The 26,786-nt window shown below is 66.4% G+C and carries 28 protein-coding genes; 12 read left to right on the top strand and 16 right to left on the bottom strand.

The features are described 5' to 3' along the window. Positions 1-103: 103 nt before the first annotated feature. From CAP38_RS08400 to CAP38_RS08385, 4 genes are read left to right on the top strand one after another with little or no spacing between them, the layout of a single operon-like run. Positions 104-1,729 carry an ATP-binding protein gene (locus CAP38_RS08400; RefSeq protein WP_086120828.1) on the top strand — a complete coding sequence of 542 codons (1,626 nt, stop codon included), beginning with the start codon at positions 104-106 and terminating at the stop codon, positions 1,727-1,729. Continuing rightward, positions 1,726-2,118, top strand: coding sequence for a response regulator (locus CAP38_RS08395; protein ID WP_256924365.1), 393 nt, complete (start codon positions 1,726-1,728; stop codon positions 2,116-2,118). Before CAP38_RS08400 ends, CAP38_RS08395 begins: the two co-directional genes overlap by 4 nt. After that, complete coding sequence (locus CAP38_RS08390; RefSeq protein WP_086120826.1) at positions 2,115-2,696, top strand: chromate transporter; 582 nt, start codon at positions 2,115-2,117, stop codon at positions 2,694-2,696. The genes CAP38_RS08395 and CAP38_RS08390 overlap by 4 nt, the downstream gene beginning before the upstream one ends. Beyond that, on the top strand, positions 2,693-3,292 hold the full coding sequence (locus CAP38_RS08385; RefSeq protein ID WP_086120825.1) for a chromate transporter: 600 nt from the start codon (positions 2,693-2,695) through the stop codon (positions 3,290-3,292). Before CAP38_RS08390 ends, CAP38_RS08385 begins: the two co-directional genes overlap by 4 nt. Positions 3,293-3,316: 24 nt before the next feature. On the opposite strand, the gene CAP38_RS08380 is transcribed toward CAP38_RS08385, so the two are convergent. The 7 genes from CAP38_RS08380 to CAP38_RS08350 are packed head-to-tail and all read right to left on the bottom strand — an operon-like array spanning position 3,317 to position 10,488. Next, positions 3,317-3,655, bottom strand: a complete 339-nt coding sequence (locus tag CAP38_RS08380; protein ID WP_143435786.1) for a hypothetical protein — start codon at positions 3,653-3,655, stop codon at positions 3,317-3,319. A 20-nt stretch (positions 3,656-3,675) separates the two neighbouring features. Beyond that, on the bottom strand, positions 3,676-4,119 hold the full coding sequence (locus CAP38_RS08375; RefSeq protein ID WP_179188498.1) for a type IV pilin protein: 444 nt from the start codon (positions 4,117-4,119) through the stop codon (positions 3,676-3,678). 4 nt (positions 4,120-4,123) lie between these two features. Beyond that, positions 4,124-7,690 carry a pilus assembly protein gene (locus tag CAP38_RS08370; RefSeq protein ID WP_086120821.1) on the bottom strand — a complete coding sequence of 1,189 codons (3,567 nt, stop codon included), beginning with the start codon at positions 7,688-7,690 and terminating at the stop codon, positions 4,124-4,126. Positions 7,691-7,705: 15 nt separating this feature from the next. Next, positions 7,706-8,209 (bottom strand): hypothetical protein, encoded by a 504-nt coding sequence (locus CAP38_RS08365; protein WP_086120820.1) that lies wholly within the window; start codon positions 8,207-8,209, stop codon positions 7,706-7,708. 2 nt (positions 8,210-8,211) lie between these two features. Continuing rightward, on the bottom strand, positions 8,212-9,225 hold the full coding sequence (locus CAP38_RS08360; RefSeq protein ID WP_086120819.1) for a PilW family protein: 1,014 nt from the start codon (positions 9,223-9,225) through the stop codon (positions 8,212-8,214). Next, on the bottom strand, positions 9,222-9,881 hold the full coding sequence (pilV, locus tag CAP38_RS08355) for a type IV pilus modification protein PilV (RefSeq protein WP_179188497.1): 660 nt from the start codon (positions 9,879-9,881) through the stop codon (positions 9,222-9,224). The genes CAP38_RS08360 and pilV overlap by 4 nt, the downstream gene beginning before the upstream one ends. Further along, on the bottom strand, positions 9,859-10,488 hold the full coding sequence (locus CAP38_RS08350; RefSeq protein ID WP_086120817.1) for a GspH/FimT family pseudopilin: 630 nt from the start codon (positions 10,486-10,488) through the stop codon (positions 9,859-9,861). The genes pilV and CAP38_RS08350 overlap by 23 nt, the downstream gene beginning before the upstream one ends. A 133-nt stretch (positions 10,489-10,621) precedes the next feature. Here CAP38_RS08350 and CAP38_RS08345 point away from each other — a divergent pair, with 133 nt between their 5' ends. From CAP38_RS08345 to CAP38_RS08330, 4 genes are all read left to right on the top strand, one after another. Then, positions 10,622-10,999, top strand: coding sequence for a hypothetical protein (locus tag CAP38_RS08345; RefSeq protein ID WP_086120816.1), 378 nt, complete (start codon positions 10,622-10,624; stop codon positions 10,997-10,999). A 15-nt stretch (positions 11,000-11,014) separates the two neighbouring features. Then, positions 11,015-11,785: a leucyl/phenylalanyl-tRNA--protein transferase gene (gene aat / locus CAP38_RS08340; RefSeq protein ID WP_086120815.1), complete on the top strand. Its 771-nt coding sequence runs from the start codon at positions 11,015-11,017 to the stop codon at positions 11,783-11,785. Next, entirely contained in the window at positions 11,782-12,519 is a 738-nt protein-coding gene (locus CAP38_RS08335) for an arginyltransferase (protein ID WP_086120814.1), read from the top strand. Before aat ends, CAP38_RS08335 begins: the two co-directional genes overlap by 4 nt. 63 nt (positions 12,520-12,582) lie before the next feature. Continuing rightward, complete coding sequence (locus CAP38_RS08330) at positions 12,583-13,380, top strand: IclR family transcriptional regulator (protein WP_086120813.1); 798 nt, start codon at positions 12,583-12,585, stop codon at positions 13,378-13,380. Between the two features lie 31 nt (positions 13,381-13,411). Here the strand turns inward: CAP38_RS08330 and CAP38_RS08325 are convergent, their stop codons facing one another. From CAP38_RS08325 to CAP38_RS08300, 6 genes are all read right to left on the bottom strand, one after another. Next, positions 13,412-14,605 (bottom strand): serine hydrolase, encoded by a 1,194-nt coding sequence (locus CAP38_RS08325; protein ID WP_086120812.1) that lies wholly within the window; start codon positions 14,603-14,605, stop codon positions 13,412-13,414. Between the two features lie 178 nt (positions 14,606-14,783). After that, positions 14,784-16,325 carry a 2-isopropylmalate synthase gene (locus CAP38_RS08320; RefSeq protein WP_086121113.1) on the bottom strand — a complete coding sequence of 514 codons (1,542 nt, stop codon included), beginning with the start codon at positions 16,323-16,325 and terminating at the stop codon, positions 14,784-14,786. 230 nt (positions 16,326-16,555) lie between these two features. Further along, a complete protein-coding gene (pssA, locus tag CAP38_RS08315) occupies positions 16,556-17,365 on the bottom strand; it encodes a CDP-diacylglycerol--serine O-phosphatidyltransferase (protein ID WP_086120811.1) in 810 nt (269 codons plus the stop codon). 116 nt (positions 17,366-17,481) lie between these two features. Then, positions 17,482-18,498 (bottom strand): ketol-acid reductoisomerase, encoded by a 1,017-nt coding sequence (gene ilvC / locus CAP38_RS08310; protein WP_086120810.1) that lies wholly within the window; start codon positions 18,496-18,498, stop codon positions 17,482-17,484. Positions 18,499-18,519: 21 nt separating this feature from the next. Then, positions 18,520-19,011: an acetolactate synthase small subunit gene (ilvN, locus tag CAP38_RS08305; protein ID WP_086120809.1), complete on the bottom strand. Its 492-nt coding sequence runs from the start codon at positions 19,009-19,011 to the stop codon at positions 18,520-18,522. Between the two features lie 110 nt (positions 19,012-19,121). Further along, positions 19,122-20,897 carry an acetolactate synthase 3 catalytic subunit gene (locus CAP38_RS08300; protein ID WP_086120808.1) on the bottom strand — a complete coding sequence of 592 codons (1,776 nt, stop codon included), beginning with the start codon at positions 20,895-20,897 and terminating at the stop codon, positions 19,122-19,124. Positions 20,898-21,165: 268 nt separating this feature from the next. Here CAP38_RS08300 and CAP38_RS08295 point away from each other — a divergent pair, with 268 nt between their 5' ends. The 3 genes from CAP38_RS08295 to CAP38_RS08285 are packed head-to-tail and all read left to right on the top strand — an operon-like array spanning position 21,166 to position 22,740. Further along, positions 21,166-21,747, top strand: coding sequence for an RDD family protein (locus CAP38_RS08295; RefSeq protein WP_086120807.1), 582 nt, complete (start codon positions 21,166-21,168; stop codon positions 21,745-21,747). Between the two features lie 4 nt (positions 21,748-21,751). Beyond that, positions 21,752-22,156 (top strand): diacylglycerol kinase, encoded by a 405-nt coding sequence (locus CAP38_RS08290; RefSeq protein WP_086120806.1) that lies wholly within the window; start codon positions 21,752-21,754, stop codon positions 22,154-22,156. Further along, on the top strand, positions 22,153-22,740 hold the full coding sequence (locus tag CAP38_RS08285) for a TIGR00730 family Rossman fold protein (protein WP_086121112.1): 588 nt from the start codon (positions 22,153-22,155) through the stop codon (positions 22,738-22,740). Before CAP38_RS08290 ends, CAP38_RS08285 begins: the two co-directional genes overlap by 4 nt. Positions 22,741-22,746: 6 nt before the next feature. Here the strand turns inward: CAP38_RS08285 and CAP38_RS08280 are convergent, their stop codons facing one another. Together CAP38_RS08280 and CAP38_RS08275 are read right to left on the bottom strand one after the other, a co-directional pair. Beyond that, positions 22,747-23,085: a P-II family nitrogen regulator gene (locus CAP38_RS08280; protein ID WP_086120805.1), complete on the bottom strand. Its 339-nt coding sequence runs from the start codon at positions 23,083-23,085 to the stop codon at positions 22,747-22,749. 90 nt (positions 23,086-23,175) lie between these two features. Next, entirely contained in the window at positions 23,176-24,864 is a 1,689-nt protein-coding gene (locus tag CAP38_RS08275) for an NAD+ synthase (RefSeq protein WP_086120803.1), read from the bottom strand. Positions 24,865-24,905: 41 nt separating this feature from the next. Between CAP38_RS08275 and CAP38_RS08270 the strand changes: the two genes are divergently transcribed. Further along, complete coding sequence (locus CAP38_RS08270) at positions 24,906-26,078, top strand: GNAT family N-acetyltransferase (protein ID WP_256924363.1); 1,173 nt, start codon at positions 24,906-24,908, stop codon at positions 26,076-26,078. A gap of 40 nt (positions 26,079-26,118) precedes the next feature. On the opposite strand, the gene ppa is transcribed toward CAP38_RS08270, so the two are convergent. After that, positions 26,119-26,658: an inorganic diphosphatase gene (gene ppa, locus CAP38_RS08265; protein ID WP_086120801.1), complete on the bottom strand. Its 540-nt coding sequence runs from the start codon at positions 26,656-26,658 to the stop codon at positions 26,119-26,121. Between the last annotated feature and the right edge of the window lie 128 nt (positions 26,659-26,786).

Below are 26,786 nucleotides of genomic sequence, written 5' to 3'. Positions count from 1 at the left end.
GCGGGCCACGGAAGACCGGCCGGAAACCGATTCGGGGGAGACAGGGAAGCACATTTGTAACAAAATTCGGTGACAGTGCCGACCATCGACACTCACCCATCCCATGCAGATCGCTCCCCTTCCCCCCAACGAATCCGACCGCCTGGCGCGGCTGAGGGGCCTGGGCATCCTCGACACCTTGCCCCAGCAGGCCTACGACGACATTTCGGCCCTGGCCATGGCGATCTGCAAGACGCCGATGGCCTACATCGGCTTCATCGACGCCGACCGCGAATGGCTGAAGTCGCGCAAGGGCCTCGACGTGGTGGAGGCGCCGCGCGACATCACGCTGTGCGCGCACGCCATCCTGCAACCCGACCAGGTCATGGTGGTCGAGGACACCCTGCTGGACCCCCGCTTCGTCGACAACCCCCTGGTCACCGGCGACATGGGACTGCGCTTCTATGCCGGTGCCCCCATCGTCACGGCCGACGGTCTGGCGGTGGGCACGGTCTGCGTCATCGACCGCACCCGTCGCCAGCTCGACCCGCTGCAGATCGACGCGCTCAAGCGCCTCTCGGCCCTGGTGAGCACGCTGCTGGAACATGAACGCGTCCGGCGGGACGAAGCCCTGGCCCAGGCCGAGTCGGCCCATCAGCGCAACGAGCAGCTGCTGGCGATGATCACGGCCGGCCTGGATGCGCAGGCCTACATCGACCGGGACCTGGTGTACCGCCATGTCAACCAGAACTACCTGGACTACCACGGTGCCACCCGCGATCAGGTGATCGGCTGCCGGGTGGTGGAGCTGCTGCAGCACGACAGCGGCGTGGACATGGTGGTGGACAACCTGCGCCAGGCCCTCAAGGGCAAACCGGTGTACTACCAGCGCCTGGGCCACTACCGGGGCAAGGGCGATCGGCATGTCGAGGTGGCGATGCTGCCGGTGTTCGACGACACCGGCGCCGTGACGGGTGTGGTCAAGCGGGTTCACGACATCGAGAACCTCAAGCGCAACGAGGTCCAGCTGCGCGACACCATCAGCCTGCTGGAGCGCAAGACGATGGAGCAGCAGCGCTTCATCCAGGTGATCTCCCACGATCTGCGCGAACCCATCAACTCGATCAACAACTTCACCTCGCTGCTGGCCAGCGACCACGCTCCCGGCTGGCCCGCCGATGCACGGCGCCATCTCGACTTCGTCCAGCAGGGCGGCCAGCGCATCAGCCAGATGCTCGACGACCTGCTGCGTTACGTGCGGCTGGACAAGCACCGGGTCGATTTCGTCGACGTGGACATGGACGCCCTGGCCGGCCAGGTGCGCGACGATCTCGCGGCAGCGCTGCTGCGCACCGGCGGCCAGATCGACATCGGCACCCTGCCCCAGGTGCGCGGCGATGCCACCCTGCTGCGGCTGCTGCTGCAGAACCTGGTGGAGAACGGACTGAAGTTCACCCGCCCGGGCCACCAGCCCAGGGTACGGCTGCGCCACGAGGCCACGGCGGAACACTGGCTGATCCATGTGGAGGACGACGGCATCGGCATCCCGGCCGAGCACCAGGCCGCCGTGTTCGACATGTTCAAGCGTCTGCACAACCGCAAGGTGTATGCCGGCTCGGGCCTGGGCCTGTCCATCTGCCGCCGCATCGCCGACATGCACGGAGGCCGGCTGCTGCTGGTCTCTTCCCCCGAGACCGGCAGCCGCTTCACCCTGCAGCTGCAACGCCACCCCGACCCCTTGACCCCATGACCCGCCTGCCCCGCCCCGAACGCTTCATCCTGGTGGACGACAACGAAGCCGACAACGTTTTCCACGAAATCATGATCCGCCGCGCCGGCTTCACCGGCGACGTGCTGATCTTCGACAACGGCGTCGATGCGCTGGACTTCATGCGCCAGGACCAGCTGCGCCTGCCCACCTGCATCTTCCTGGACATCAACATGCCCATGCTCGACGGCTTCGAGGTGGCCATCCAGGCCGCACCGCTGCTCGAAGGCCGCGACACCACGGTGCTGGTGATGCTCACCTCCTCCGGGTCGCCCCAGGACCGCGAGCGGGCCGCGCAGATTCCGGTCATCAGCGGCTATGTGACCAAGCCGCTGGCGGCCGCGCTGGTCCGGGACATGCTGGCGGCGTGAACCCGCCGCACCGCCCCGGCTCCTGCCGGGAACTGTTCCTGGCTTTCACCTGGCTGGCCCTGCAAGGCTTTGGCGGCGTGCTGGCGGTGGTGCAACGCGAACTCGTGGACCGCCGCCAATGGCTCACCCGCGAGCAGTTCGTGGAAGACTGGGCCCTGGCCCAGCTGATGCCGGGCCCCAATGTGGTCAATCTGTCGATGATGATCGGCGACCGCTATTTCGGCCCCCGGGGCGCCCTGGCTGCGCTGGCCGGCATGCTGACTGCCCCCCTGGCGGTGGTGCTGCTGGTGGCGGTGCTGTGGGCCCAGGTGGCGGCCCATCCGGTGGCCCAGAGCGCCCTGCGGGGCATGGGTGCGGTGTCGGCCGGTCTGGTGATGGGGGCCGGGCTGCGGCTGATGGGCGCCCTCAGGACCAATCCCATGGGGCCGGTGGCCTGCGCGCTCTTTGCACTCACCAGTTTCGTGCTGGTGGCCTGGCTGCGCTGGCCCTTGACGGCCGTGCTGCCGCTGCTCGGACTGCTCGCCTGCGGCTGGGCCTGGTGGCGGCTGGGGGCCAGCGTCGGAGAGCCTCCGGCATGAGCGCCATGGACCCGTCACTGAGCAACTGGCTGGGGCTGTTCCTGCAGTTCCTGACGCTGTCGCTGCTGGCCATCGGCGGTGCCATCACCGTGGCACCGGACATGCACCGCTACCTGGTGGTGCAGCAAGGGTGGATGACCGATGCGCAGTTCACCACGGCCATCGCCCTGTCGCAGGCGGCACCGGGGCCCAACGTCCTGTTCGTGGCCCTGCTGGGCTGGCAGGTGGGGCTGCAGTCGGGCGGGGGGCCGGCCGGCGGATGGACCGCCTGGGCCCTGGCCATGCTGGGTGTGGTCGTCACCATGACGGCCATCCTGCTGCCGTCATCATTGCTGAGCTACCACGCGGCACGGTGGGCACACCGCTACCGGGAGCGCCGCGCTGCCCGCGCCTTCAGGGCGGGGCTGGCACCGGTGGTGATTGCCCTGCTGGTGGCCACCGGCTGGCTGCTGGTGGCCAGCCATGACCAGCCCGACCGCGACTGGCCGCTGTGGCTGCTCACCGCCACCAGCGCCGTGCTGGTCTGGCGCACCCGGCTCCATCTGCTGTGGATGATCGGGACCGGGGCGCTGCTGGGGGTGCTGGGCTGGGTGTGAACCCGCCCGCTGCCCCGTGGCGGGTCAGCGCGGGGTGTTGGCCAGCAGTTCGGCCGACTGGGCGTCGATGAACTTTTCCTTCGCCAGGTCGATGCATTCCTGCACGCTGCGCACCGGCGTGCGTTTGCCGTTGGTGTCGACCGGTCGCGCCCGGTCGGCAATGCGGCGTCCGGCCTGTTTGTCCAGCGCCTCGACGAACACGATGCGCTGCGCGGAGGACGGCATGGTCACCGCGCAGGCATAGGTGATGAGGCCATCGGGGGCCATGCGGGAAGGCGCCGGGCCGGCGGTCTGGGCCGCGGCCGGGGCGACCAGGCCGCCGGCAGCAACCAGGGCGGGAACGAGAAGGGTCAAGCAACGCATGGGAGGTCTCCTGGATTGGGTCACCAGCAGGTGGCGGCGCCGGTCCCGGTGGCCGTCTTGACGCCGGACGAGGCCAGCGAAAAGCTGGTGCAGGCCGTATCGGCGGCCTGGGAACCCACGGGGGTCGCGGTCAGCACATAGCACCGGGTCAGCGCCACGCCGCCCGCGCATTGGGCGGCATCGAAGGTGTAGAAACCATCCGGCGACCGGGCGGGATCGGTGGCGTAGCCCAGGTCCTGCATGTTGAGCGTGAAGGTGGAGCGGTTCAGGATGAACTGCTGCTGGCGGTTGGCCGCGTCCATCAGCGCGGCACGCGCGTCGCTGCGGCGGCTCTTCTGCACGTAGCTGTTGTAGCTCGGCAGTGCAACGGCGGTGAGGATGCCGAGCAATGCCACGACGATCATCACCTCCACCAGCGTGAAGCCCCGCTGGCGAAGACGACCGGAGGTGCTGGAGGGGCGCATCGGATCAATACTCCTGTTCATAACGGAAGGTGGGCACCACCGGCCTCAGGCCACGCGGGCCGCACAGCATGCCGGCACCGCAACGGTTGCCACCCGCTCCCTGGGTACCGGCTGCAGGACCACCGCCGGCCGGGAACAGCAGACGGATCTGCTGGTCGCGGGCGAAATACAACGAGGGCGAATCCGGCACCGTCGAACCGAGCAGCACCGAGCGGTCGGCGGTCACGAGGGTGCCGTTGCCGTTGAAGTCGATGGTGGCCGAGCCATCCTGCAGACCCAGGGCATACAACCGTGCCGTGCCGGCCGACGGTTCACAGATGTTGGTGTTGGTGGTGGCGGAGTTGGGGGCAAACGTGGTGAAGAACGTGATGCCTCGCAGCGTGGTCGAACCCGACAGCGACTTCTCGCCACTGCTGGCGTTGAGGTTGATGAACCACCCCATGGACTGGGCCAGGCTGGTCTTGGCCGCGTTCTGCTGCTCGGCGGTGCCGACCTGGATCAGGTTGGCCGTGGCGTCGAACAGGCTGGATTCCGTGATGGGCAGACGGCACCGGTTGTCCGTGCTCGGGTTGACGGTGGCCGTGCACTGGGCGACGGTGGGAGCATCGGTGGTGTAGGGCGCCACCTGGTAGTCGCGCAGCATGAAGAACCGGTCGCTGTTGTCGACCGCCTTCGGGTTGGTCCGGTCACCGCTGCCGAGCTGCACCGCATCGAAGGCCTTGCCGCCATAGGTCGTGCGCACCACGTCCACCTCGCTGAGGAAGCGGCGGTCTCCGGCCTGGCGCGCCGGGTTGGTGGCGCTGACCGTGGCCAGGCTGGCGAGCTTGGTCACGCGCCAGCGGTTCTGCTCGTTGGCCGCGGTGGGCCGGGTGTTGCCCGGCAGGTCGACACGCCACACGTTGCCGCCCACATCGGGCATGTAGATGCGGTCGGTGATGCCGTCGCCGTTGCTGTCGATCACGGCCGGCGGGGCCACCATCGAATGCACGAAGCCGAGTTCCTGCTTGTTGGTGGCGCTGTTGACCGCCTGACTGGCGCTCCAGACCAGCGCACCCGTGGCCGCATCGACGATGTACAGCGCCTTGCCCACCGGCGCGGGCGTCAGGGCAGCCACCTCGGCGGCCGTGGTGGAAATGGAGTCGTAGGTGCCGTCGTAACCGCCGCCGAACACCAGCACCGGGCGGCGCACGCCGTTGGTGGCATAGCCGGGAATGGTGGTCACGATGGGCACCGACCAGGTCTGTCCCAGCTCGGAGAACCCGGCGGTGGCATTGCTGATGCGCCACAGGAACGTCGGATTGGCCGGGTCGGTCACGTCCATGGCGTACATCGCCCGGCCGCCTCGGCGAAGGCCGAAGAAGATGTACATCTTGTCGCCGTCGACCGCCTTGATGGAGCCGTCCTGGTTGGCGTCGAACCGGTACGACACCACCGGTGCATCGACACCCCAGACCTTGTTGCCACCCAGCAGATCGTCCTTGCGGGCCTTGAAGACCTTGGTGAGCTCCTTGGGGAAGAAAGCCCAGTCTTCCACACCGTCGGCGGTGTTGAACATGTGCAGGAAGCCGGCGTTGGTGCCGACCACGACCCGCAGGTCGGGGTTGGACGCCGAGTAGTCGCTGGTGCGGGCGCCGTAGTTCAGCACCAACGGGCGGCTGTGCACGATGTCGCCCAGCACCCAGTCCCGACGGGACGTCTTGGACGAATCGGTCCAGCCACGAGCCCAGGCGATCAGGTTGCCGAAGTCGGTGGCGTTGGCCACATCGAACAGGGTGTGCACATCGCTGGCGCTCGCCACGCCGTACGCCGTGGCGTTGAGGTTGGTGGTGTTGAAGTCCTGCAGCGCGCCGTTGGTGCCGGTGTTGGTCTTGATCACCCGGGTATCCGGGTCTCGGGCCGCCAGCTTGGCCCCCACACCACCCTGGGCCACGGCAGGACCGTCGGCCGAGCTGCCCCAGAAGGTGACGGCAGTTTCCTTGATGAAGCCGGTCTGCGCATCGATCGCCTCGGCGTTGACGCTGTCCACGAGCGCGGCCGAACCGTCCGAGGCCACCCGGACCTTGAGCTTCTTGATGTTGCCCGGCCAGTTGGTGCCGGTGGTAGGCCGGAACATGGCATAGAACACATCATCCCGGCTCTCGGTGCGGGTGAACGAGTCCACGGCCACGGCTGGTGAGGTGAAGGCAGCGTTGGTCGACAGGATGGAGGTGATGGCGCCCTGGAATGCGGTCGTCAGTTCCTCGGTGTTGTCGGCGGTGTAGTACTGCCCGCCGCCCCGCGTGGCCGTGTCGCTGAGCAGGGTCTGGGCCGTGGTGAAGCCGATCGTGTAGGTCACGGCACGCTGGATGCCGTTGGAAGCCACGCCGTCCAGGTCCTGGTTGTACATGTACTCCGCCAGGGTCGGCATGCAGTTCTTGGTGCCGTTGTAGGTGCCGCAGGTCTTGCCGGTCATGGTCTCGATCAGCGAGTCGGCCGCGTTATCGGACGTCGGTTCGCCGTCGGTCATGAGGATCACATAGACGTACTGGCAGTCGCCCACCGGGGAGATGTAGGTGCCGGTCAGCCGCTCGGCCAGCAGGTCACGGGCCGGACCGTCCCGGTTCTGGCTGTCCTTCTCGGTTGCGAAGAGCAGCCGTCCGCCGGAGAGGTAGCGGTAGGCCTCGTACATGCTTTCGCACAGCGGCGTGTTGCCGCCCGGTGCGAGCTGATTGACCAGATCGACCACGTTCTGGCGCTGCAGCGCGGTCGAGTTCTCGATGATGCGGCGGATGACACGTCCGCCGTCGGTGCTGGTGCTGGTGTTGTAGTTGTAGGTGGCCAGGCCGAAGTCGATGTCCGGGTTGCTGTCGATGATCTCGGAGATCACGCCCTGGGCCACCTCCATCCGGCTGCGGTCGCGCAGGTCGGTGTTGTACCACCAGTTCATGTAGTTGGCGGTGTACAGGCGGGCTGTGGTCCAGTTGTCGTCGATCGCGGTGTCACGGTTGGTGCCGTAACCGTTGTAGTTGTTGATCCGGTTGCCGCCGGTGCCCTGATTGCGCGGATACCCGGCTGCCTGCCCGGACCCGTTGCCCGAGTCGGAGTTGTTGATGTCGGCCTGGCAATCGACGTGGATCGGTGTGCCCACGTTGTTGCCCAGCGCGCTCCAGTTGTCGCCCCCGGCGTACACGCCGAACCTGGAACTGCTGTAGAGGCCGTTGTTGTTCAGCGAATCGAACGACCGGTTGCAACGGTTGGCTGAGGCCAAGAACCAGTTCGATGTGTTGACAGCCGGCGGTCCCCCGTTGGTGCCGCTCGCCCAGTACAGCCGGTTGGCATCGATGCCGGGCACCGTGGGATAGGTGATGGTGCGGTCGTAGGCCGGCTTGCGCTGGGCGATGCTGGCCATCGAGCCGGAGTTGTCGAAGATGATCAGCACCTTCGGCCGGGCGTTGCCGTTCTCGTTGTCGGAACGGAACACCTCGGTTTCATCCGCGTGCGCTGCCGGCCCCTGAACCAGCGCGAGGCCGGTCATGGCCAGGACCAGCGCCCGCGACGCGACGCGCCAAAGATTCACGGATTTGTCGAACATGCTTGATCTCCTGGATCAGGGCGAGTTGCGCCCGATGACCTCTGCAAAAACACCTTCGTCCACCTTGGTCCGCGCAAAGTCGGAGGTGTGCTCCGACTCGATGCGGTAATGGTCACAGACGATCACGCGGGCACTGGAGCCGGCCGCAGTCCGGGGGCAGCTGCCCTCCCGGACCGTATTCACCACGTTCAGATCGATGGCGTCGTCGCCGCGGTTCGTCACGTTGGCCAAGGGGTTCGGATTGACGCCCGCCAGCGGATCGGCGTTGCTGGTTCCATTGAGCAGGCCGGGCGTGTCGAAGATGGCCTTGATCAGGGCCGAGGTGCCGGCTTCGGCCGAATTGAGCGAACGGACCGATTCCTGGAGGTTGCGGACCATGCGCAGATCGGTGTTCACATTGGCCGCTGCATAGGCCGCCAGCAGTGCGATCACCACCAGCAGCACCATGGTGATGGCCAGCACGGCACCGCGCTGCCGGGTGCCACCCCGAGGGATGTGGTGGAAGGAAGTCTTGGTCATGTTCAGAACCCCAAACGAACCTGGAACACCGAGTTCCGCATGGAAACCGTCTCGGAAATCACCAGGCGCCGGAAGGAGCCGCCCGGCGTGAAGTTGGTTCCGGCCAGCACATAGGTCCGGTCGTCCACGTAGCCGGGCTCGGGCTCCAGGCTGCGCAGCAGCAGGTTCGGCTGGGCCGACAGGACCCGGGCCCAGTCGACCACCTGCGTGGCATCGACCAGGGCGTCGACGTTGCCATCCAGCGTGCGGTCCTCGCCCAGCTGCACACGCATCTGCTCGACGCCCTCCACCAGGTCTTCGGTCAGGATGGCCAGCCGGTTGTTGGTCGCGTCCCACCCCAGGGTCTTGCGGCTGAGGGTCGGCACGTTGCCAGCGCGCACGTAATACACAAACATCTGGTACTGCCACGCTTCACCCTGCGGCACGTCACCACCGGCCAGCAAGGTCGGCGGCGTCGTGTCGGCACCCCGGAACAGCACGCCCCGGTCCGTGTTGGGCAGGATGTAGACGCGCTGGTTGTTGATGGTCTCGGGAGAGTCGATGACGCCGTCATCGTCGGCCCGGTTGTCCCGTGCGCCATCGGTCAGGGGCACGGCCCGAACCGACTTGATGATGATCACGTCGGAGTTGGGCACGGCATCGGTCACGCAGCCCACCGCCTGACCGGTGCCGCTGGCCCGCACCACCCTGAAGTAGTTTCCGTACCCATAAGCATCGGCCGGAGCCGTGCAGTCACCGGTGACCGCACCGGTGTCGGGGTCGGTGGTCAGGTTGGCCAGCCCGGCTGCGCCGAAGAAACCGGCCTGCCGGAGGTCGCGCCCGAGGGTCACCAGCGCGAAACGGCCCGATTCAGCAACGCGAGCGAATCGGTCGGTCTCGGTGTAGGAGCGTTTGGAGGCCAGGAACAGCGACACCACACCGCCCACCAGGAAGATGCCGATGGCCAGCGCCACCAGCAGCTCGAGCAAGGTCAGACCACGGGCGTGGCGGCGGGACCGGGAGATTGAAGACCTCATGGCGCGAAATCCCCCGCGTTGACGACGTATCCGTTGAGCACGACCTGCTGGCGTCCGGCGTCGGTGCCGGTGGCCACCGCACCGCAGGTCAGCGCCGCCGTGGTGGCCGCATCGGTGGTGTCGGTGAGGCTGCGCCAGCTGACGATGACCCTGACCTGACCGGAGTTGGGCGATGCCGCGCCGTCGGGCGTGAACACGACACAGCCCCGGGCCTCCAGCAAACCCGAAGCGTCGTTGGCGGCGGCGTCCAGGATCCCGGCACCGTCCAGCCGCCGCTCCCAGTTCCACAGGTCCCATGCGGCCAGTTCGGCCGGCGTGCAGGCCCCGGCGGACAGGGTGCAGTCCTTGCCGATCGCCCCGAGGCTTCCACGTCCCAGACCGGTGTTCAGCCCGGTGTTGTAGGAAGCCGCCACCGAGGCATTCAGGTTGATGCGCTCGAGCATCTCGTTGGCGATCGTCAGTGCCAGCGTGCGCTGGTATGAGGTATTGCCGCCCCGTTTGGTGGCCAGCTGCAGACCGGCCAGGCTGATCAGCCCGAAAGTGATGACCAGCACCGTGACCATCACCTCGATGAGCGCGAACCCGCGCTGCGCACGCCGGAGGGGATGAGGGGGCGCCGACGGCGCGGCCGCATCAGGGGCAAGTGATGTTGGCATTCGTGTGGTCATTCACCACTCCATCGGCGGGGTTGTTGCTGTCGACCGCGGCGATCAGTCGCCCGGTGGGCGACATCACCCAGGCGCGGGCCGAAGTGGCACCCCGGCTGTCACAGAAACGGACCGTTCCCCGGGCAGCATTCAGCATGAAACCCTGGGTGTTGAAACCGAACCGGTTGTTGTTGAAACCGGTCACCGCCGTCGTCACACCACGGCTGCCGTTCTCGATGTCGGACAGCAGCCGGTCCGAGCAGGCGGGTGCGGCCACCGCGGCATCGAGCGTGCCGTTGCCGTTGCAGTCGATGAAACTGATCACGCGGGTGGACCAGGCGGCTGCGTCGTTGCTGCAGGCCGTTCCGTTGAGACTGCCGCAGACGGTGACCGGCCGACGCTGGGCGGTGGCCTCGGCGCGGGCCTGATTGGCCACCTGGAGCACGGCACTGGCCCGGGATTCGAGCCGCGTGTTCTGCACGAAGGTGACGAAGGAAGGACCGCCCAGGGCCACGATCACGCCCAGCACCAGAATCGCGGAGAGTGCCTCGATCAGCGTCAGGCCGGCCTGGCGGCGGAACGCTCGGTGACTGGCGGTGACACAAGGACGGTTCATTCAATGGACGGGGGCACCTTGGAACGGATACCCCCATGTGTAAAAAACTATGACAGGATGGTACCGGTCAGGGGTACGGTACATTCAACCGTACAACCTATCGTTTTGACCGCGCGTCGAGGTCACGCCCGCCATGACCCTGCTCACTTTTCGCCTGGCCTGGAAACTGGCGTTTGCGCTCAGCTTCCTTCTGATCACGGTCGGCTCCCTGCTGCCGACGCAGCGCCTGCCCGACCTGGCGTTCGACATCTGGGACAAGGCGCAGCACGCGGCCGGCTTCGGATGGCTGATGCTGTGCGGACTGATGGCCCACCGCTGGCAGGACGGCGGATGGAGGCTGGCGGCCGCGCTCGGCCTGTGGGGAGGGATCATCGAGGTGCTGCAGGCCTGGAGCGGCTGGCGCCACGGCGATCTGGCCGACCTGGTGGCCGATCTGGCGGGCATTGCGGTGGTGCTGGCCACCTGGACCGGTGCCCAGGCCCGCAAGACCGCGTCTCCCCGCAGGCCCTGATCCACCGGACCCTCCATGACCCGAACCCCTCCGACCCGTGCCCTGCCCTGGCTGGAACCGGGGCAGGCGTTTCCGCCGGTGGAGGAGGCCTGGGGCCCGGCCGACCCGGCCCCCGGTCTGCTGGCCGCCGGCGGTGCCCTGGATGTCCCGACGCTGGTGGCCGCCTATGCCAGGGGCATTTTCCCCTGGTACAGCGCCGGGCAGCCCATCCTGTGGTGGACCACCGATCCGCGCATGGTGCTGCACACGGAAGGGTTCCGGCTGCACCGGTCGCTGCGCAAGACCGTGCAGAAGCTGCTGGCGCAGGACCGCCTGGACATACGGATGGACCACGATTTCGACCGGGTGATCCGGGCCTGCGCCCATACCCCCCGATCCGGTCAGGATGGCACGTGGATACTCCCCGCCATGCTGCAGGCCTATGGCCGGCTGCATCGCGCCGGGCTTGCCCACAGCGTCGAGACCTGGATCGACGGCGATCTGGTCGGGGGGCTCTACTGTGTGAACATGGGCGCCATGGTGTACGGCGAATCCATGTTCAGCCGCATGCCCGATGCCTCCAAGATCGCACTGGCCGCACTCGTGGCGTTCTGCCGGATCCACCGCGTTCCCCTGTTCGATTGCCAGCAGAACACGGCCCACCTGGCGTCGCTGGGCGGCCAGCTCATGCCCCGCAGCGATTTCGTCCAGCATCTGCAGATGGCATTGCCGCTGGCGGCACCCCGCTGGGAATTCCGGCCCGTATACTGGGGCGCACTGTTCAACGACGCCCGCCGTCCCGCGTGACCCACCCCAAAGAACTCCCGCTACAGGCGCTGCAGTTTTACGCGACGGCGCCCTACCCGTGCAGTTACCTGGACGGCCAGATGGCCCGCTCCCAGGTGGCAACCCCCAGCCACCTCATCCACAACGACGCTTACTCCGATCTGGTCACGCACGGCTTCCGGCGCAGCGGCATGTTCACCTACCGGCCCTACTGCGACGGCTGCCAGGCCTGCATACCGCTGCGGCTTCCGGTGGCCCGGTTCAAGCCCAATCGCAGCCAGCGCAGGGCCGAAAAACAGCATGCGGGGCTGGTGACCCGGGTCCTGAAACTGGGCTTCGTGCCAGCCCACTACGACCTGTACCTGCGTTACCAGAACAGCCGCCACGCTGGCGGCGGCATGGACCAGGACAGCGTCGACCAGTACGCCCAGTTCCTGCTGCAGAGCCGGGTCAATTCGCGGCTGGTCGAATTTCATGAGGCCGATGCCAGCGGCGCACCTGTGCGGCTCAAGATGGTGTCCATCGTCGACGTGCTCAACGACGGCCTGTCGGCGGTCTACACCTTCTACGAACCCGACGACCACGCCAGCTACGGCACCTACAACATCCTGTGGCAGATCCGCCAGGCCCGGGCGCTGGAACTGCCGCACGTGTACCTGGGTTACTGGATCCGCCAGAGCCCCAAGATGAACTACAAGGCGGCATTCGTGCCGCACGAGCTGCTGCTCGACGGACGCTGGACCGAACCGACCTGATCCCGGAGTCGCTTCCGCACTTCGGTCTGCGCGTTTCATCTCGTAAGATCAGGGCCTCACGCCATGACGAAACGAAACCAATCCGCCCCCACTGCGCCGACCGTGCAGGTGATCGAACGCATGTTCAACCTGCTGGAGGTGCTGGCCTCCCGTGAGGAGCCGGTATCGCTGAAGGAAATCAGCGAGAAGACCGGGCTGCACCCCTCCACCGCCCACCGCATCCTGAACGACCTGACCATTGGCCGCTTTGTGGACCGTCCCGAGGCGGGGAGCTACCGGCTGGGCATGCGCCTGCTGGAACTCGGCAACCTGGTCAAGGCTCGACTGAGTGTGAGGGATGCCGCCTTGCTGCCCATGCGGGAGCTGCACCGGCAGATCCAGCAGCCGGTGAACCTGAGCGTGCGGCAAGGCGATGAAATCGTCTATGTGGAGCGTGCGTACAGCGAACGCTCGGGCATGCAGGTGGTGCGGGCCATCGGGGGGCGTGCCCCGCTGCACCTCACGTCGGTGGGCAAGCTGTTCCTGGCCGATGAGGAGCCGCAGCGCCTGCGCGCCTACGCCACGCGCACCGGTCTGGCCGGCAACACCCGCAACAGCCTGACGCAGCTGCCTGCACTGGAACGGGAACTGGCCCAATGCCGGCAACTGGGCGTTGCCCGGGACAACGAGGAGCTGGAGCTGGGTGTGCGCTGCATGGCCGCCGGCATCTACGACGACCAGCACAAGCTGGTTGCAGGCCTGTCGATCTCGGCGCCTGCCGATCGCATCGACGAGAGCTGGCTGCCCAAGCTCAGGGCGACGGCTGCCGAGATCTCAGGCGCGCTGGGCTGCCCTCATCCCGATCCGCTGCGAACCCGTTGATCTGTCGGCACGTTGCGGTGCCGAATCATGGTCAACCCTGGGGACGAACGGCCACGGGGTGGTTTCCCGTCTGGTGCTCCACCCACTTGCGCACCCGCTCGGCATCCTGAAGACGGCTCAGCTTGCCGGTGGCATCCAGGAACACCATGATCAGCTTGCGGCCGGCCACCTGGGCCTGCATCACCAGGCAACGCCCCGCCTCGGAGATGTAGCCCGTCTTCTGCAGGCCGATGTCCCATTCCGGGTTCTTCACCAGGCGGTTCGAGTTGTTGAACTGCAGCGTTCGACGACCGACATCGACCTCATAGCCCGGTGAGGTGGACAGATCGCGCAGGATGGGACGCTCGTAGGCCACCGACACCAGGGTTGCCAGGTCGCGGGCGCTGGACCGGTTGTCGCTGGACAGGCCGGTGGGCTCCACGTAGCGGGTGTCGCTCATGCCGAGCTCGCGGGCCTTGAGGTTCATGAGACGGACAAATTCGGACAACCCGCCGGGGTAGGTGCGCCCGAGCGCATGGGCTGCGCGGTTCTCGCTGGACATGAGGGCCAGGTGCATCAGCTCCCCACGGGTGAGACGGGTGCCCACGGCCAGCCGGGAGCGACTGCCCTTGTAGGTGTCCACGTCGTCCTGGGTGATGGTGATCATCTCGTTCATGTCGAGATGGGCGTCGGCCACGATCAAGCCGGTCATGAGCTTGGTGAGGGAGGCGATGGGCAGGACGGCGTGGTCGTTCTTGCTGAACAGGACCTCGTTGGTTTCCTGGTCCACCACCAGCGCAACGCTGGAGTTGAGGTCGAGCGGGTCGTCCTTGGCACGCAGGCCCAGCTGCTCGCCAACCGACACCCGGGCGGGCGCGGTCATGCGAACCGGGGTCATGTCCACTGGCGGGGCCGAAGCGCGAAGCTCGGCCTTCACACGCGGATTCGACGCCTTGGCCTTGACGCCGGAACGTTGCTGTCGGGGTGCCGCAGCGGCCACCTTGCCATCGCGAGAGGACTTGCGGGCTGCCTTCTTCACCGCCGCCGGCTTTTTGGCGGAGGCCTTGCGCGTGGCCGAGGGGGCGGCCGACTTCTTTTTCGGGGCCGAGGCCTTCTTGGTGCTGGACGCCTTGCTTTCCGTGGCGTGGGCGGTGGAGAGTCCGGCGGTCCCTGCCCCGGCGACGAGCGCCAGGGCAAGCCCGGCCAGGGAGACGGCACGACGCCAATTGCTGACCGCGATCTTCATGCCGGAACTCCTGCCTCAATGCTGCTGTGAGCCGCGATTGTAGAGACAGGAAAAAAATCTAGCAATATCAAAAACTTGAACGGTAGTCTTCACCGATCGATGGAACAGATGCTACTTTTGGTGTCTATTCGATGGATGGTGGTGATTTTCCGCTCAAGTGGTTGATTTAATTCAATTTTCAGCCTTGGGCCGCCACACGGTCGGCCTTGCTGTGCAGCTTGTTCAGCGCGCTCAGGTAAGCCTTGGCCGATGCCACCACGATGTCGGGGTCGGAACCCACGCCATTGACCACCCGACCGCCATGCTGCAAACGCACCGTGACCTCGCCCTGGCTTTCGGTGGAGCCACTGGTGATGGCGTTGACCGAGTACAGCACCATTTCGGCACCGCTCTTGACGTTTTTCTCGATCGCCTTGAGCGATGCGTCCACCGGGCCGTTGCCGTCCGAATCGCTCTGCACTTCCCGGCCATCCACGGTGAAGACCACGCTGGCATGCGGGCGCTCGCCCGTCTCGCTGCGCTGGGCCAGAGAGACCAGACCGTACTGTTCCTTTTCGGTGGTGACGCTGTCGTCGCTCACCAGGGCCAGGATGTCCTCGTCGAAAATCTCGGCCTTGCGATCGGCCAGCTCCTTGAACTTGGCAAACGCGGCATTGATCTCGGTCTCGGAATCGAGCTCGATGCCCAGTTCCTGCAGGCGCTGCTTGAAGGCGTTGCGGCCGCTGAGCTTGCCCAGCACGATCTTGTTGGCGCTCCAGCCCACGTCCTCGGCGCGCATGATCTCGTAGGTGTCGCGGGCTTTCAGCACCCCGTCCTGGTGGATGCCGCTGGCATGCGCAAACGCGTTGGCGCCCACCACGGCCTTGTTCGGCTGCACCACGAAACCGGTGGTCTGGCTGACCATGCGGCTGGCCGGCACGATCTGGGTGGCATCCACGCCCACACTCAGGCCAAAGTAGTCCTTGCGGGTGCGAACCGCCATGACGATCTCTTCGAGCGAGCAGTTGCCGGCGCGCTCACCCAGGCCGTTGATGGTGCATTCCACCTGACGCGCTCCGCCGATCTTGACGCCGGCCAGCGAGTTGGCCACGGCCATGCCCAGGTCGTTGTGGCAATGCACGCTCCAGATCGCCTTGTCGGAGTTGGGAATGCGCTCGCGCAGGGTGCGGATGAACTCACCATAGAGCTCGGGCACTGCGTAGCCCACGGTATCGGGGATGTTGAGGGTGGTGGCCCCCTCGTTGATCACGGCCTCGAGCACACGGCACAGAAAGTCGGTGTCGCTGCGGTAACCGTCCTCCGGGCTGAACTCGATGTCGTCGACCAGGTTGCGGGCGAAGCGCACCGACTGCTTCGCCTGTTCCAGCACCTGCTCGGGCGTCATGCGCAGCTTCTTCTCCATGTGCAGCGCGCTGGTGGCGATGAAGGTGTGGATGCGGGCACGGTTGGCGCCCTTGAGCGCCTCGGCTGCACGCGAGATGTCGCGGTCGTTGGCGCGGGCCAGCGAACAGACGGTCGAGTCCTTGATCACGTCTGCAATGGCCTTGACCGACTCGAAGTCGCCGTTCGAGCTGGCCGCGAAGCCGGCTTCGATCACGTCCACCTTCAGCCGCTCCAGCTGGCGGGCAATGCGCAGCTTCTCGTCGCGGGTCATGGAGGCGCCGGGCGACTGCTCGCCGTCGCGCAGGGTGGTGTCGAAAATGATCAGCTTGTCAGTCATCGCGTTGCTCCGGTGGGGCTCAAAGGCCTGGATCTCGAAAACCTGCAGTTCCAAAACAAACGGCCCGCTGCAGGTGCATACGGGCCGTGGGATGTGTTCGCTCGCGCGCTACCGGACGTGCCCGTGATGGACCGACAGGGATAGCAGCAGGGCGACTTGGAACATGACGGTCAATGTATCACAAAGAGAAAGCCGAACCGATAGGGGTTGGCAATCGGCTCCATCGGGCGTCAGTCGTGCAGGCCGCGCTCGTCGGGCTCGTCGGTCGAGGTGCTGATGACGCTGGTGGGCCGGCCCTTGGACTTGCGCCAGACGTAGATCACGTAGCCCGACAGACCGTACAGCACGAACAGGCCGAACAGCACGGTGGGCGGGTGGATGTTGATGACCGCAATGCCGAGAGCCACCAGCACGATGGCGGCAAACGGCACGCTGCGCTTGAGGCTCAGGTCCTTGAAGCTGTAGAACGGCACGTTGGTGACCATGGTCAGACCGGTGTAGAGCGTGATGGCGAACATGAACCAGGTCACGTCGTGGGCAGGGACTTCGGTCTCGGTCATGAGCCAGATGAAACCCGCCACCAGCGCCGCCGCCGCCGGGGACGGCAGACCCTGGAAATAGCGCTTGTCGACCACGCCGGTGTTCACGTTGAAGCGCGCCAGCCGCAGGGCGGCGCAGGCGCAGTACACGAAGGCAGCGATCCAGCCCCAGCGACCGATGTCGCGCAGCACCCATTCGTAGGCAATCAGCGCCGGCGCCGCACCGAAGGACACCATGTCGGAAAGCGAGTCCATCTGCTCGCCGAAGGCACTCTGGGTGTTGGTCAGGCGGGCCACGCGACCGTCGAGGCTGTCGAGCACCATGGCCACGAAGATGCCCACGGTGGCGAGATCGAAGCGATCGTTCATGGCCATGACGATGGCGTAGAAGCCGCCGAACAGCGCCGCCAGCGTGATCATGTTGGGCAGCATGTAGATGCCCTTGGCCCGCTTGGGCGCGTCGACCGGGGTCGGGATCTGGGTGTCGTTTCCGTCGTGCATGGTGGGAGTGGAACGCGGCAGGCAGCCGCGGAAGGCGCAGTGTACGGCAGCAGGGGCCGCAGAAATGACAAAGGGCCACCGGAGTGGCCCTTTGCACGGGATGGACGGAAGTCCGGTCAGTTGCGGGTCTGGTCGACCAGCTTGTTCTTGGCGATCCAGGGCATCATGGCGCGCAGCTGGGCACCCACCACCTCGATCTGGTGATCGGCGGTGTTGCGGCGGCGGGCCGTCATGCTGGGGTAGCCGGTGCGGCCTTCCAGGATGAACATCTTGGCGTAGTCGCCGTTCTGGATGCGCTTGAGCGCGTTGCGCATGGCGGCGCGCGACTGCTCGTTGATCACCTCGGGGCCGGTCACGTACTCGCCATACTCGGCATTGTTGGAGATCGAGTAGTTCATGTTCGCGATGCCGCCTTCGTAGATCAGGTCCACGATCAGCTTGAGCTCGTGCAGGCACTCGAAGTAGGCCATCTCGGGAGCGTAGCCGGCCTCGACCAGGGTCTCGTAACCCATCTTGATCAGCTCGACGGCGCCACCGCACAGCACTGCCTGCTCGCCGAACAGGTCGGTTTCGGTCTCTTCCTTGAAGTTGGTCTCGATGATGCCGGCCTTGCCGCCACCATTGGCCATGGCGTAGGACAGGGCCAGGTCACGGGCCTTGCCGCTCTTGTCCTGGTGCACCGCCACCAGATGGGGCACGCCGCCGCCCTGGGTGTAGGTGTTGCGCACGGTGTGGCCGGGGGCCTTGGGCGCCACCATCCACACGTCCAGATCGGCGCGCGGCACGACCTGGTTGTAGTGCACGTTGAAGCCGTGGGCAAAGGCCAGCGAGGCGCCCTGCTTGATGTTCGGCTCCACGTTGTTGCGGTAGACCTCGGCGATCTGCTCGTCGGGCAGCAGGATCATGACCACGTCGGCGGCCTTCACCGCGTCGTTCACTTCCATCACGGTCAGGCCAGCCTTGCCGACCTTGTCCCAGGAGGCTCCGCCCTTGCGCAGGCCCACCACCACTTTCACGCCGCTGTCGTTGAGGTTCTGCGCGTGTGCATGGCCCTGGCTGCCGTAGCCGATGATGGCCACCGTCTTGCCCTTGATCAGGCTCAGGTCACAGTCCTTGTCGTAGAAAACTTTCATGGTTGCTCCGTTGGAATGAAATTAAACGCGCAGGATTCTCTCACCGCGGCCGATGCCGCTGGCACCGGTGCGGACCGTCTCGAGGATGGCGGTTCGGTCGATGGCTTCCAGGAAGGCGTCGTTCTTGCTCTGGTCGCCGGTGAGTTCGATGGTGTAGCTCTTCTCGGTCACGTCGATGATGCGGCCGCGGAAGATGTCGGCCATGCGCTTCATCTCCTCGCGTTCCTTGCCCACCGCGCGCACCTTCACCATCATGAGCTCGCGCTCGGTGTAGGCGCCTTCGGTGAGATCGACCACCTTGACCACCTCGATGAGGCGGTTGAGGTGCTTGGTGATCTGCTCGATGACATCGTCCGACCCGGTGGTCTGGATGGTCATGCGCGAGAGGCTGGGGTCTTCGGTGGGGGCCACCGTCAGCGACTCGATGTTGTAGCCACGGGCCGAGAACAGGCCGACCACGCGGGAGAGTGCGCCGGGCTCGTTCTCGAGCAGCACGGCAATGATGTGCTTCATGTGACGTTTCCTCTTTTCGCCGCCCTCCCCCGCGCACGGTAATGCGCGGGCTTGGCGGGCAATAGATTCGACTGGAGGGAGAGGGCCGGCGCTCGCCGGCCCACGGGTGATTACAGGTCTTCCGAACCCAGCAGCATCTCGGTGATGCCCTTGCCGGCCTGCACCATCGGGAACACGTTCTCCGACGGGTCGGTGCGGAAGTCCATGAACACGGTGCGGTCCTTGAGCTTGCGGGCTTCGCGCAGGGCGGGCTCCACATCCTGCGGACGCTCGATCAGCATGCCCACATGGCCATAGGCCTCGGCCAGCTTCACGAAGTTCGGCAGCGCGTCCATGTAGCTGTGGCTGTAGCGGCCGGAGTACTCGATCTCCTGCCACTGGCGCACCATGCCCAGGTAGCGGTTGTTCAGCGAGATGACCTTGATGGGCGTGTTGTACTGCAGGCAGGTGGAGAGTTCCTGGATGCACATCTGCACCGAGCCTTCACCGGTGATGCAGTACACCTCGCTCTCGGGCCTGGCCAGCTTGATGCCCATGGCATACGGAATGCCCACGCCCATGGTGCCCAGACCGCCGGAGTTGATCCAGCGACGCGGCTCGTTGAACTTGTAGAACTGGGCGGCCCACATCTGGTGCTGGCCCACGTCGGACGTGACATAGGTGTCGACGTCCTTGGTCAGGTTCCACAGGGTCTCGACCACGTACTGCGGCTTGATGACGTCCTTGTTGTTGCGGTCGTACTTCAGGCAGTCGCGCGAACGCCAGCCCTCGATGGTCTTCCACCAGTCGGCCATGGCCTTTTCGTCGGCCCGGGTGGTGGTTTCGCGGATCATGTGGATCAGCTCGGTGAGCACGTCCTTGACGTCGCCCACGATCGGCACGTCCACCTTCACCCGTTTGGAGATGCTGGAGGGGTCGATGTCGATGTGGATGATCTTGCGTTCGTTCTGCGCGAAGTGCTTGGGGTTGCCGATCACGCGGTCGTCGAAGCGCGCGCCCACGGCCAGCAGCACGTCGCAGTTCTGCATGGCGTTGTTGGCTTCGATGGTGCCGTGCATGCCCAGCATGCCCAGGAAGCGGCGGTCGGTGGCCGGGAAGGCGCCCAGACCCATCAGCGTGTTGGTGACCGGGTAGTTCAGCAGGTCGACCAGGGTGCGCAGCTCGGCGGTGGCATCGCCCAGCAGCACGCCGCCGCCGGTGTAGATGTAGGGGCGCTTGGCATTGAGCAGCAGCTGCAGGGCCTTGCGGATCTGGCCGCCGTGGCCCTTGCGCACCGGGTTGTAGGAGCGCATCTCCACGGTCTCGGGATAGCCGGCGTAGGGGGTCTTGTTGAAGGACACATCCTTCGGGATGTCCACCACCACCGGGCCGGGACGGCCGCTGCGGGCGATGTGGAAGGCCTTCTTCATCACGTCGGCCATCTGGCGCACGTCCTTGACCAGGAAGTTGTGCTTGACGATGGGCCGGGTGATGCCGACGGTGTCACACTCCTGGAAGGCGTCCAGGCCGATGGCGGCCGTGGGCACCTGCCCGGTGATGATCACCATCGGGATGCTGTCCATGTAGGCGGTGGCGATGCCGGTGATGGCATTGGTCACGCCGGGGCCGGAAGTGACCAGGGCCACGCCCACGTCACCGGTGGCGCGGGCATAGCCGTCGGCCGCGTGCACCGCCGCCTGCTCGTGGCGGACCAGCACGTGCTGGATGGTGTCCTGCTTGTAGAACGCGTCGTAGATGTGCAGCACCGCGCCGCCGGGATAGCCCCAGACGTACTTCACGTTCTCGGCCTGAAGGGCCTTGACGAGGATTTCTGCACCACGGAGTTCGGGGATGGCTGCGCCGGATGCGGCGGCCGCCGAAGCGAGTTCGGCCTTGGAGATTTCCATGATCAACCTTTCGAGAATTTCTCTGACGAAAAACCTTGGGTGCCCCTCCACCCACCCTTGTGGGGCGGCATCGGGACTTGAGACCCATGGCCATGAGCGGACACATACCCCGCCGGACCCGGATCCGTTTGCCTTGTTTTGAATTGCAGCGCGCATTATCGCACCGCAACACGACCGGTCTTGCCGCCCGCCGGCGCACAACACCCCCTATCCGGGCCGTTTTCATGCCGGATGCGACAATTCCGGCTTTTCCGGACTCCCTGCATCCATGTCGGCCGACACCGCGTCTTCCCCTTCCTCCCCGCCTGATCAGCCCGTCTCGCTGCAGGCTCCGTCCCTCAGGCGCCGCATGGCCTGCTGGCTGTACGAAGGCACCCTGTTGTTCGGCGTGATTTTCCTGGTCGGGGTGCTGTTCACCACCAGCTATGCCGTCTCATCGTTCGTCGATGCGGGCAATGCGCTGGACAACCGTTACCTGCAGCAGGCGCTGGTGTTCGTGGCCTTCGGCATCTATTTCGGCTGGTTCTGGGCCAAAGGCCAGACGCTGGCGATGAAGACCTGGCACATCCGGGTGGTCGACCGGCACGGCAACGCCCTGACGCAGGGCCGTGCGCTGTGGCGCTATGTGCTCTCCTGGGTGTGGCTGCTGCCACCGCTGGCCGTGGGCGGGCTCATGCACCTGCCGGGACCGCAGCTGTCGGTGCTGTTCGTGGGCTGGGTCGCGATCTGGGCGCTGCTCTCGCGCTTTCATGCCCAGCGCCAGTTCCTGCACGATGCGCTGGCGGGCACCCGGCTGGTCCACTTCAAGCCGGTGGAGGACCCCGACAAGCCCCGGCGCTGGTGGAGCTGACGCCATGAGCCATCACGCCGACCGGGAAGCCGTGAACGCGCAGAAGCTGCGCACCGGCCTATGCCGCATGTGGCACGCCTTCGGATATTCACTGGCGGGCCTGCGCTCCGGCTGGGGCGAGACCGCGTTCCGCCAGGAAACCATGGCGGCCATCGTCCTGGTGCCGGTCGCGTTCTGGCTCGGACAGTCCTGGGTGGAGACCGCGCTGCTCGCCGGCTCGGTGCTGCTGGTGATGATGGTCGAGCTGCTCAACACCGGCATCGAGACCGCGATCGACCGCATCGGCCCGGAATGGAACGCGCTGTCCAAGCGGGCCAAGGACATGGGCAGTGCGGCCGTGCTGCTGAGCCTGCTGCTGGCCATCGGCATCTGGGTGGCGGCCATATGGTCCCGCTGGGGCGGCGCATGAGCGCTCCGGCCTTCTCCCTGTGTGTGTACTGCGGGTCGCGCCCGGGCACCGACCCGGCTTACGCCAGGGTTGCCGCCGAGACCGGTGACTGGATCGGCCGCCATGGCGGGCGGCTGGTGTACGGCGGCGGGCGCAACGGCCTGATGGGCATCGTGGCCGACGCCACGCTGGCCGCGGGCGGGCAGGTGCTGGGCATCATCCCGCAGGCGCTGGTCGAACGCGAATGGGCTCACGAGGCCTGCACCGAGCTGGTGGTGGTGGACACCATGCACGAGCGCAAGCGGCTCATGGCGGACAACGCCGACGCCTTTGTGGCCTTGCCGGGCGGCATCGGTACCTTCGAGGAACTGTTCGAGGTCTGGGCCTGGCGGCAGCTGGGTTACCACGACAAACCGATCGGGCTGGTCAACACCGCCGGCTACTACGACACGCTGACCGCCTTCCTGCACCAGAGCGTGTCGGCCGGTTTCATGAGCGATGCCCAGATGAGCCTGGTGCGGACCGAAGCCGATGTGGGCCAGCTGCTGCCGGCCCTGGTGCAGGACAGCGGGCTGGCGCCGCGCTTCCGCACCGAGCTGATCTGACCCGCGTCAGACGGCCGACTCGTCCTGCTCGCCGGTGCGGATGCGCACCACCCGCTCCACCGAGGTCACGAAGATCTTGCCGTCGCCGATCTTGCCGGTGCGTGCAGCGCGGATGACGGCGTCCACGCAGCGGTCGACATCGTCGTCGTTGACCACCACCTCCACCTTGACCTTGGGCAGGAAGTCGACCACGTACTCGGCGCCGCGGTAGAGCTCGGTGTGGCCCTTCTGGCGACCGAAACCCTTGACCTCGGTCACCGTCAGACCGGTCACACCCTGTTCGGCCAGCGCTTCGCGCACTTCCTCGAGCTTGAAGGGTTTGATGACGGCGGTGATCTGCTTCATGCGGGGCTCCGGTTCGGTCGCGGGGAAAGTGTCAAAAATGTATCACGCACCCATCACCACAGCGGACGGGTGGGGCGGCATTGCACGGCGTCAGGCGCGCCAGCGGCTGGTGATGGGATAGCGCCAGTCCTTGCCGAAGCTGCGGTGGGTCACGCGGATGCCCACCGGAGCCTGGCGGCGCTTGTATTCGTTGATGCGGATCAGCCGCACCACCTTGTCCACATCGGCCCGGGCAAAGCCCTCGGCCACGATGCTGTCGGGGCTGCGATCGTTCTCCATGTAGCGCTCGATGATGGCGTCGAGCACCTCGTAGGGCGGCAGGCTGTCCTGATCGGTCTGGTCGGGGCGCAGCTCGGCACTCGGCGGGCGGGTGATGATGCGCTCCGGGATGGGGCTGGCGCCGGTGCCGTAGGGGTCGTGGGCATTGCGCCAGCGCGCCAGGCGGAACACGGTGGTCTTGGCCACGTCCTTGATAACGGCAAAGCCGCCGGCCATGTCGCCATAGAGCGTGCAGTAGCCGGTGGCCATCTCGCTCTTGTTGCCGGTGGTCAGCACGATGCTGCCGAACTTGTTGGACAACGCCATGAGCAGGGTGCCGCGGATGCGGGCCTGCAGGTTTTCTTCGGTGGTGTCTTCGGCACGCCCCTCGAACAGCGGCGCCAGCGAGGCCTTGAAGGCCTCGAACTCCGGGGCGATGGCGATCTCGTCGTAGCGCACGCCCATGCGGGCCGCCATGTCGCGGGCGTCGATCCACGAAATGTCGGCGGTGTAGGGCGAAGGCATCATCACCGCCCTCACGCGATCGGCACCCAGCGCGTCCACGGCAATAGCCAGCACCAGGGCCGAATCGATGCCGCCGGACAGCCCCAGCAGGGCACCAGGGAAGCCGTTCTTGCCGATGTAGTCGCGCACGCCCAGCACCAGGGCATGCCAGAGGTCGGCCTCGGCGCTGTGGGCACGGTCGGTCTCGGCCTCGATGCGCCAGTCCGCGCCCGCACGCTGCATGCGGATGTCGAAGGCGGCCTCGTGGAAGCTCACCGCGCGGCCGGCCAGCGCGCCGGAAGCGTCCAGCACGAAGCTGCGGCCTTCAAAAACGATCTCGTCCTGGCCGCCCACCAGGTGGGCATAGACCAGCGGCAGGCCGGTGGCCGCGGCGCGCTGCCGCATGGTGGCCTCGCGTTCGCCGCCCTTGCCGGCATGGAAGGGCGAGGCATTGATGACCGCCAGCAGCTCGGCCCCGGCGGCCTTGCAGTCGGCGGCCGGTGCTTCGAACCAGGCGTCCTCGCAGATCAGAAGCCCCACCTGGACCGCCCTGCCCTCGGCGTCGGGCACCGCGAACACACAGGGGTGCTGGCCGGGCACGAAATAACGGCGTTCGTCGAACACCTGGTAGTTGGGCAGCTCGCGCTTGGCGTGGCGGGCCACCACACGGCCCTCCGAGATCACGCTGGCGGCGTTGTACAGGCCAGCCACGGCCACGCTGCGGCCGCGCAGGGCCATGTCGGTCTGCCGGGCCGGATGACCCACCACCAGATGCAGGCCTTTGAGGTGGGCGGTGCCGCGCACGATCTCGTTCAGGGCATGATCACAGGCGTCGATGAAGGCGGGCCGCAGGAACAGGTCCTCGGCGGCATAACCGCACAGCGCCAGCTCCGGTGTGAGCAGCAGCTGCACCCCGCGCGCATGGGCCTGCTCCGCCGCGTCGATGATGCGCCGGGCATTGCCGGTCATGTCGCCCACCACGAAGTTGAGCTGGGCCACGGAAACGGAAAACGTCATGGAACAGAGGATGAAAACAGGTGGTCGGTGGGGGCGTGCGCGTGGCTGAAAACGATTATGTCACCCGGGTCTCGGAGCACCTGGCCGACATCGGCATGTCCCGCTGGGACGCTCTGCTGGCGAATCAGCCCGAGCCCTCCCCCTTCCTCAAGGCGGCGTACCTGGAGGCCCTGCAGGCCAGCGGCAGCGCCGTGACCGACACCGGCTGGACGCCCCGGTACCTCAGCCTGTGGCAGGGTGACGATCTGGTGGCGGCCTGCCCGCTCTACCTCAAGCAGCATTCGTACGGCGAATACGTGTTCGACTGGTCCTGGGCGCAGGCGCACGAGCAGCACGGCATCCGCTACTACCCCAAGGGTCTGGTGGCCGTGCCCTTCACGCCGGTGCCCGGCCCGCGCCTGATGGGCCGCGACGCCGCCAGCCGGGCAGCCCTGGTGCGTGCCCTGGTGGACCAGGTCCGGGAATGGCGGCTGTCCTCGCTGCACCTGCTGTTCCTGGCGCCGCAGGACATCGAGGCCTGCGAACAGGCCGGCCTGATGCTGCGCCACACGGTGCAGTTCCACTGGCACAACGCCGATGCGTCGGGCACAGCCTTCACCGACTTCGACGGCTTCCTGGCCTCGCTGCAGCAGGAGAAACGCAAGAAGATCCGTCAGGAGCGCCGCAAGGTGGCCGAGGCCGGAGTGAGCTTCCGCCATGCCGAAGGCCCCGGCATCACGGCGGCCGACTGGGACTTCTTCCACCGCTGTTACCAGCAGACCTACTACGAGCACGGCAACGCGCCGTACCTGCAGCCCGGTTTCTTCGACCGCATGCAGCGCGACATGGCCGATCACTGGCTGCTGTTCATTGCCGAGCGCGAGGGGCGGCCGATCGCCAGCAGCCTGATCGGCATCGACCGGTCGCGGGGGGTGGCCTACGGCCGCTACTGGGGCGCGCTGGAGCGGGTGGACTGCCTGCATTTCGAGGCCTGCTACTACCAGCCGCTGACCTGGTGCATCGCGCAGGGATTCCGGCGCTTCGAGGGGGGTGCCCAGGGCGAACACAAGATGGCCCGCGCCCTGCTGCCGGTGCGCACCACCAGCGCCCACTGGCTGGCCCATCCGGCCTTTGCCGATGCGGTCGACCGCTTCCTGGACCGCGAAGGCCAGGGCATCGACCAGTACCTGGAACACCTGCAGGCCCGCAGCCCGCTGCGCCGCGACGCACCATGAAAAACGGGGGCCGAAGCCCCCGCTGTGTGATCCGGCAGGATCAGGCCTGGTTGGCCTTCTCGTAGTTGGCGATGCCGTCGAGGATTTCCTTGTGGGCGGCGTCCTTGCCTTCCCAGCCCAGCACCTTGACCCACTTGCCCGGCTCGAGGTCCTTGTAGTGCTCGAAGAAGTGCTGGATGGTCTTCAGGCGCATCGGGTTGAGGTCTTCGGGCTTCTGCCACTGGGTGTAGATGGACAGGATCTTGTCCACCGGCACGGCCAGCACCTTGCCGTCTTCGCCGGCCTCGTCCTGCATCTTCAGGATGCCGATGGCCCGGCAGGGCACGACCACACCGGGGATCAGCGGCACCGGGGTGATGACCAGCACGTCCACCGGATCGCCGTCGCCGGCGATGGTGCGGGGCACGTAGCCGTAGTTGGTGGGGTAGTGCATGGCGGTGCTCATGAAGCGGTCCACGAAGATGGCGCCGGTTTCCTTGTCCACCTCGTACTTGATGGGATCGGCGTTCATCGGGATTTCGATGATCACGTTGAAGGCTTCGGGGACTTTGCTGCCGGGGGTGACGTTGTCGAGGGACATGTTGGGTCTGTGATGGTTGTGAAAAACGGTCGGGATTTACCCTGATTTTACTGATCCGGACCTGACGTCCTGGGTCGCAACCGCCCGCAATGCCGCTAAATTGCAGGCGTTGGCCAATCGCCCTGCCC

The organism is Hydrogenophaga sp. IBVHS2, from assembly GCF_002127215.1.
Lineage (GTDB): Bacteria > Pseudomonadota > Gammaproteobacteria > Burkholderiales > Burkholderiaceae_C > Hydrogenophaga.
This window is presented reverse-complemented; position numbering and strand designations above follow the sequence as displayed.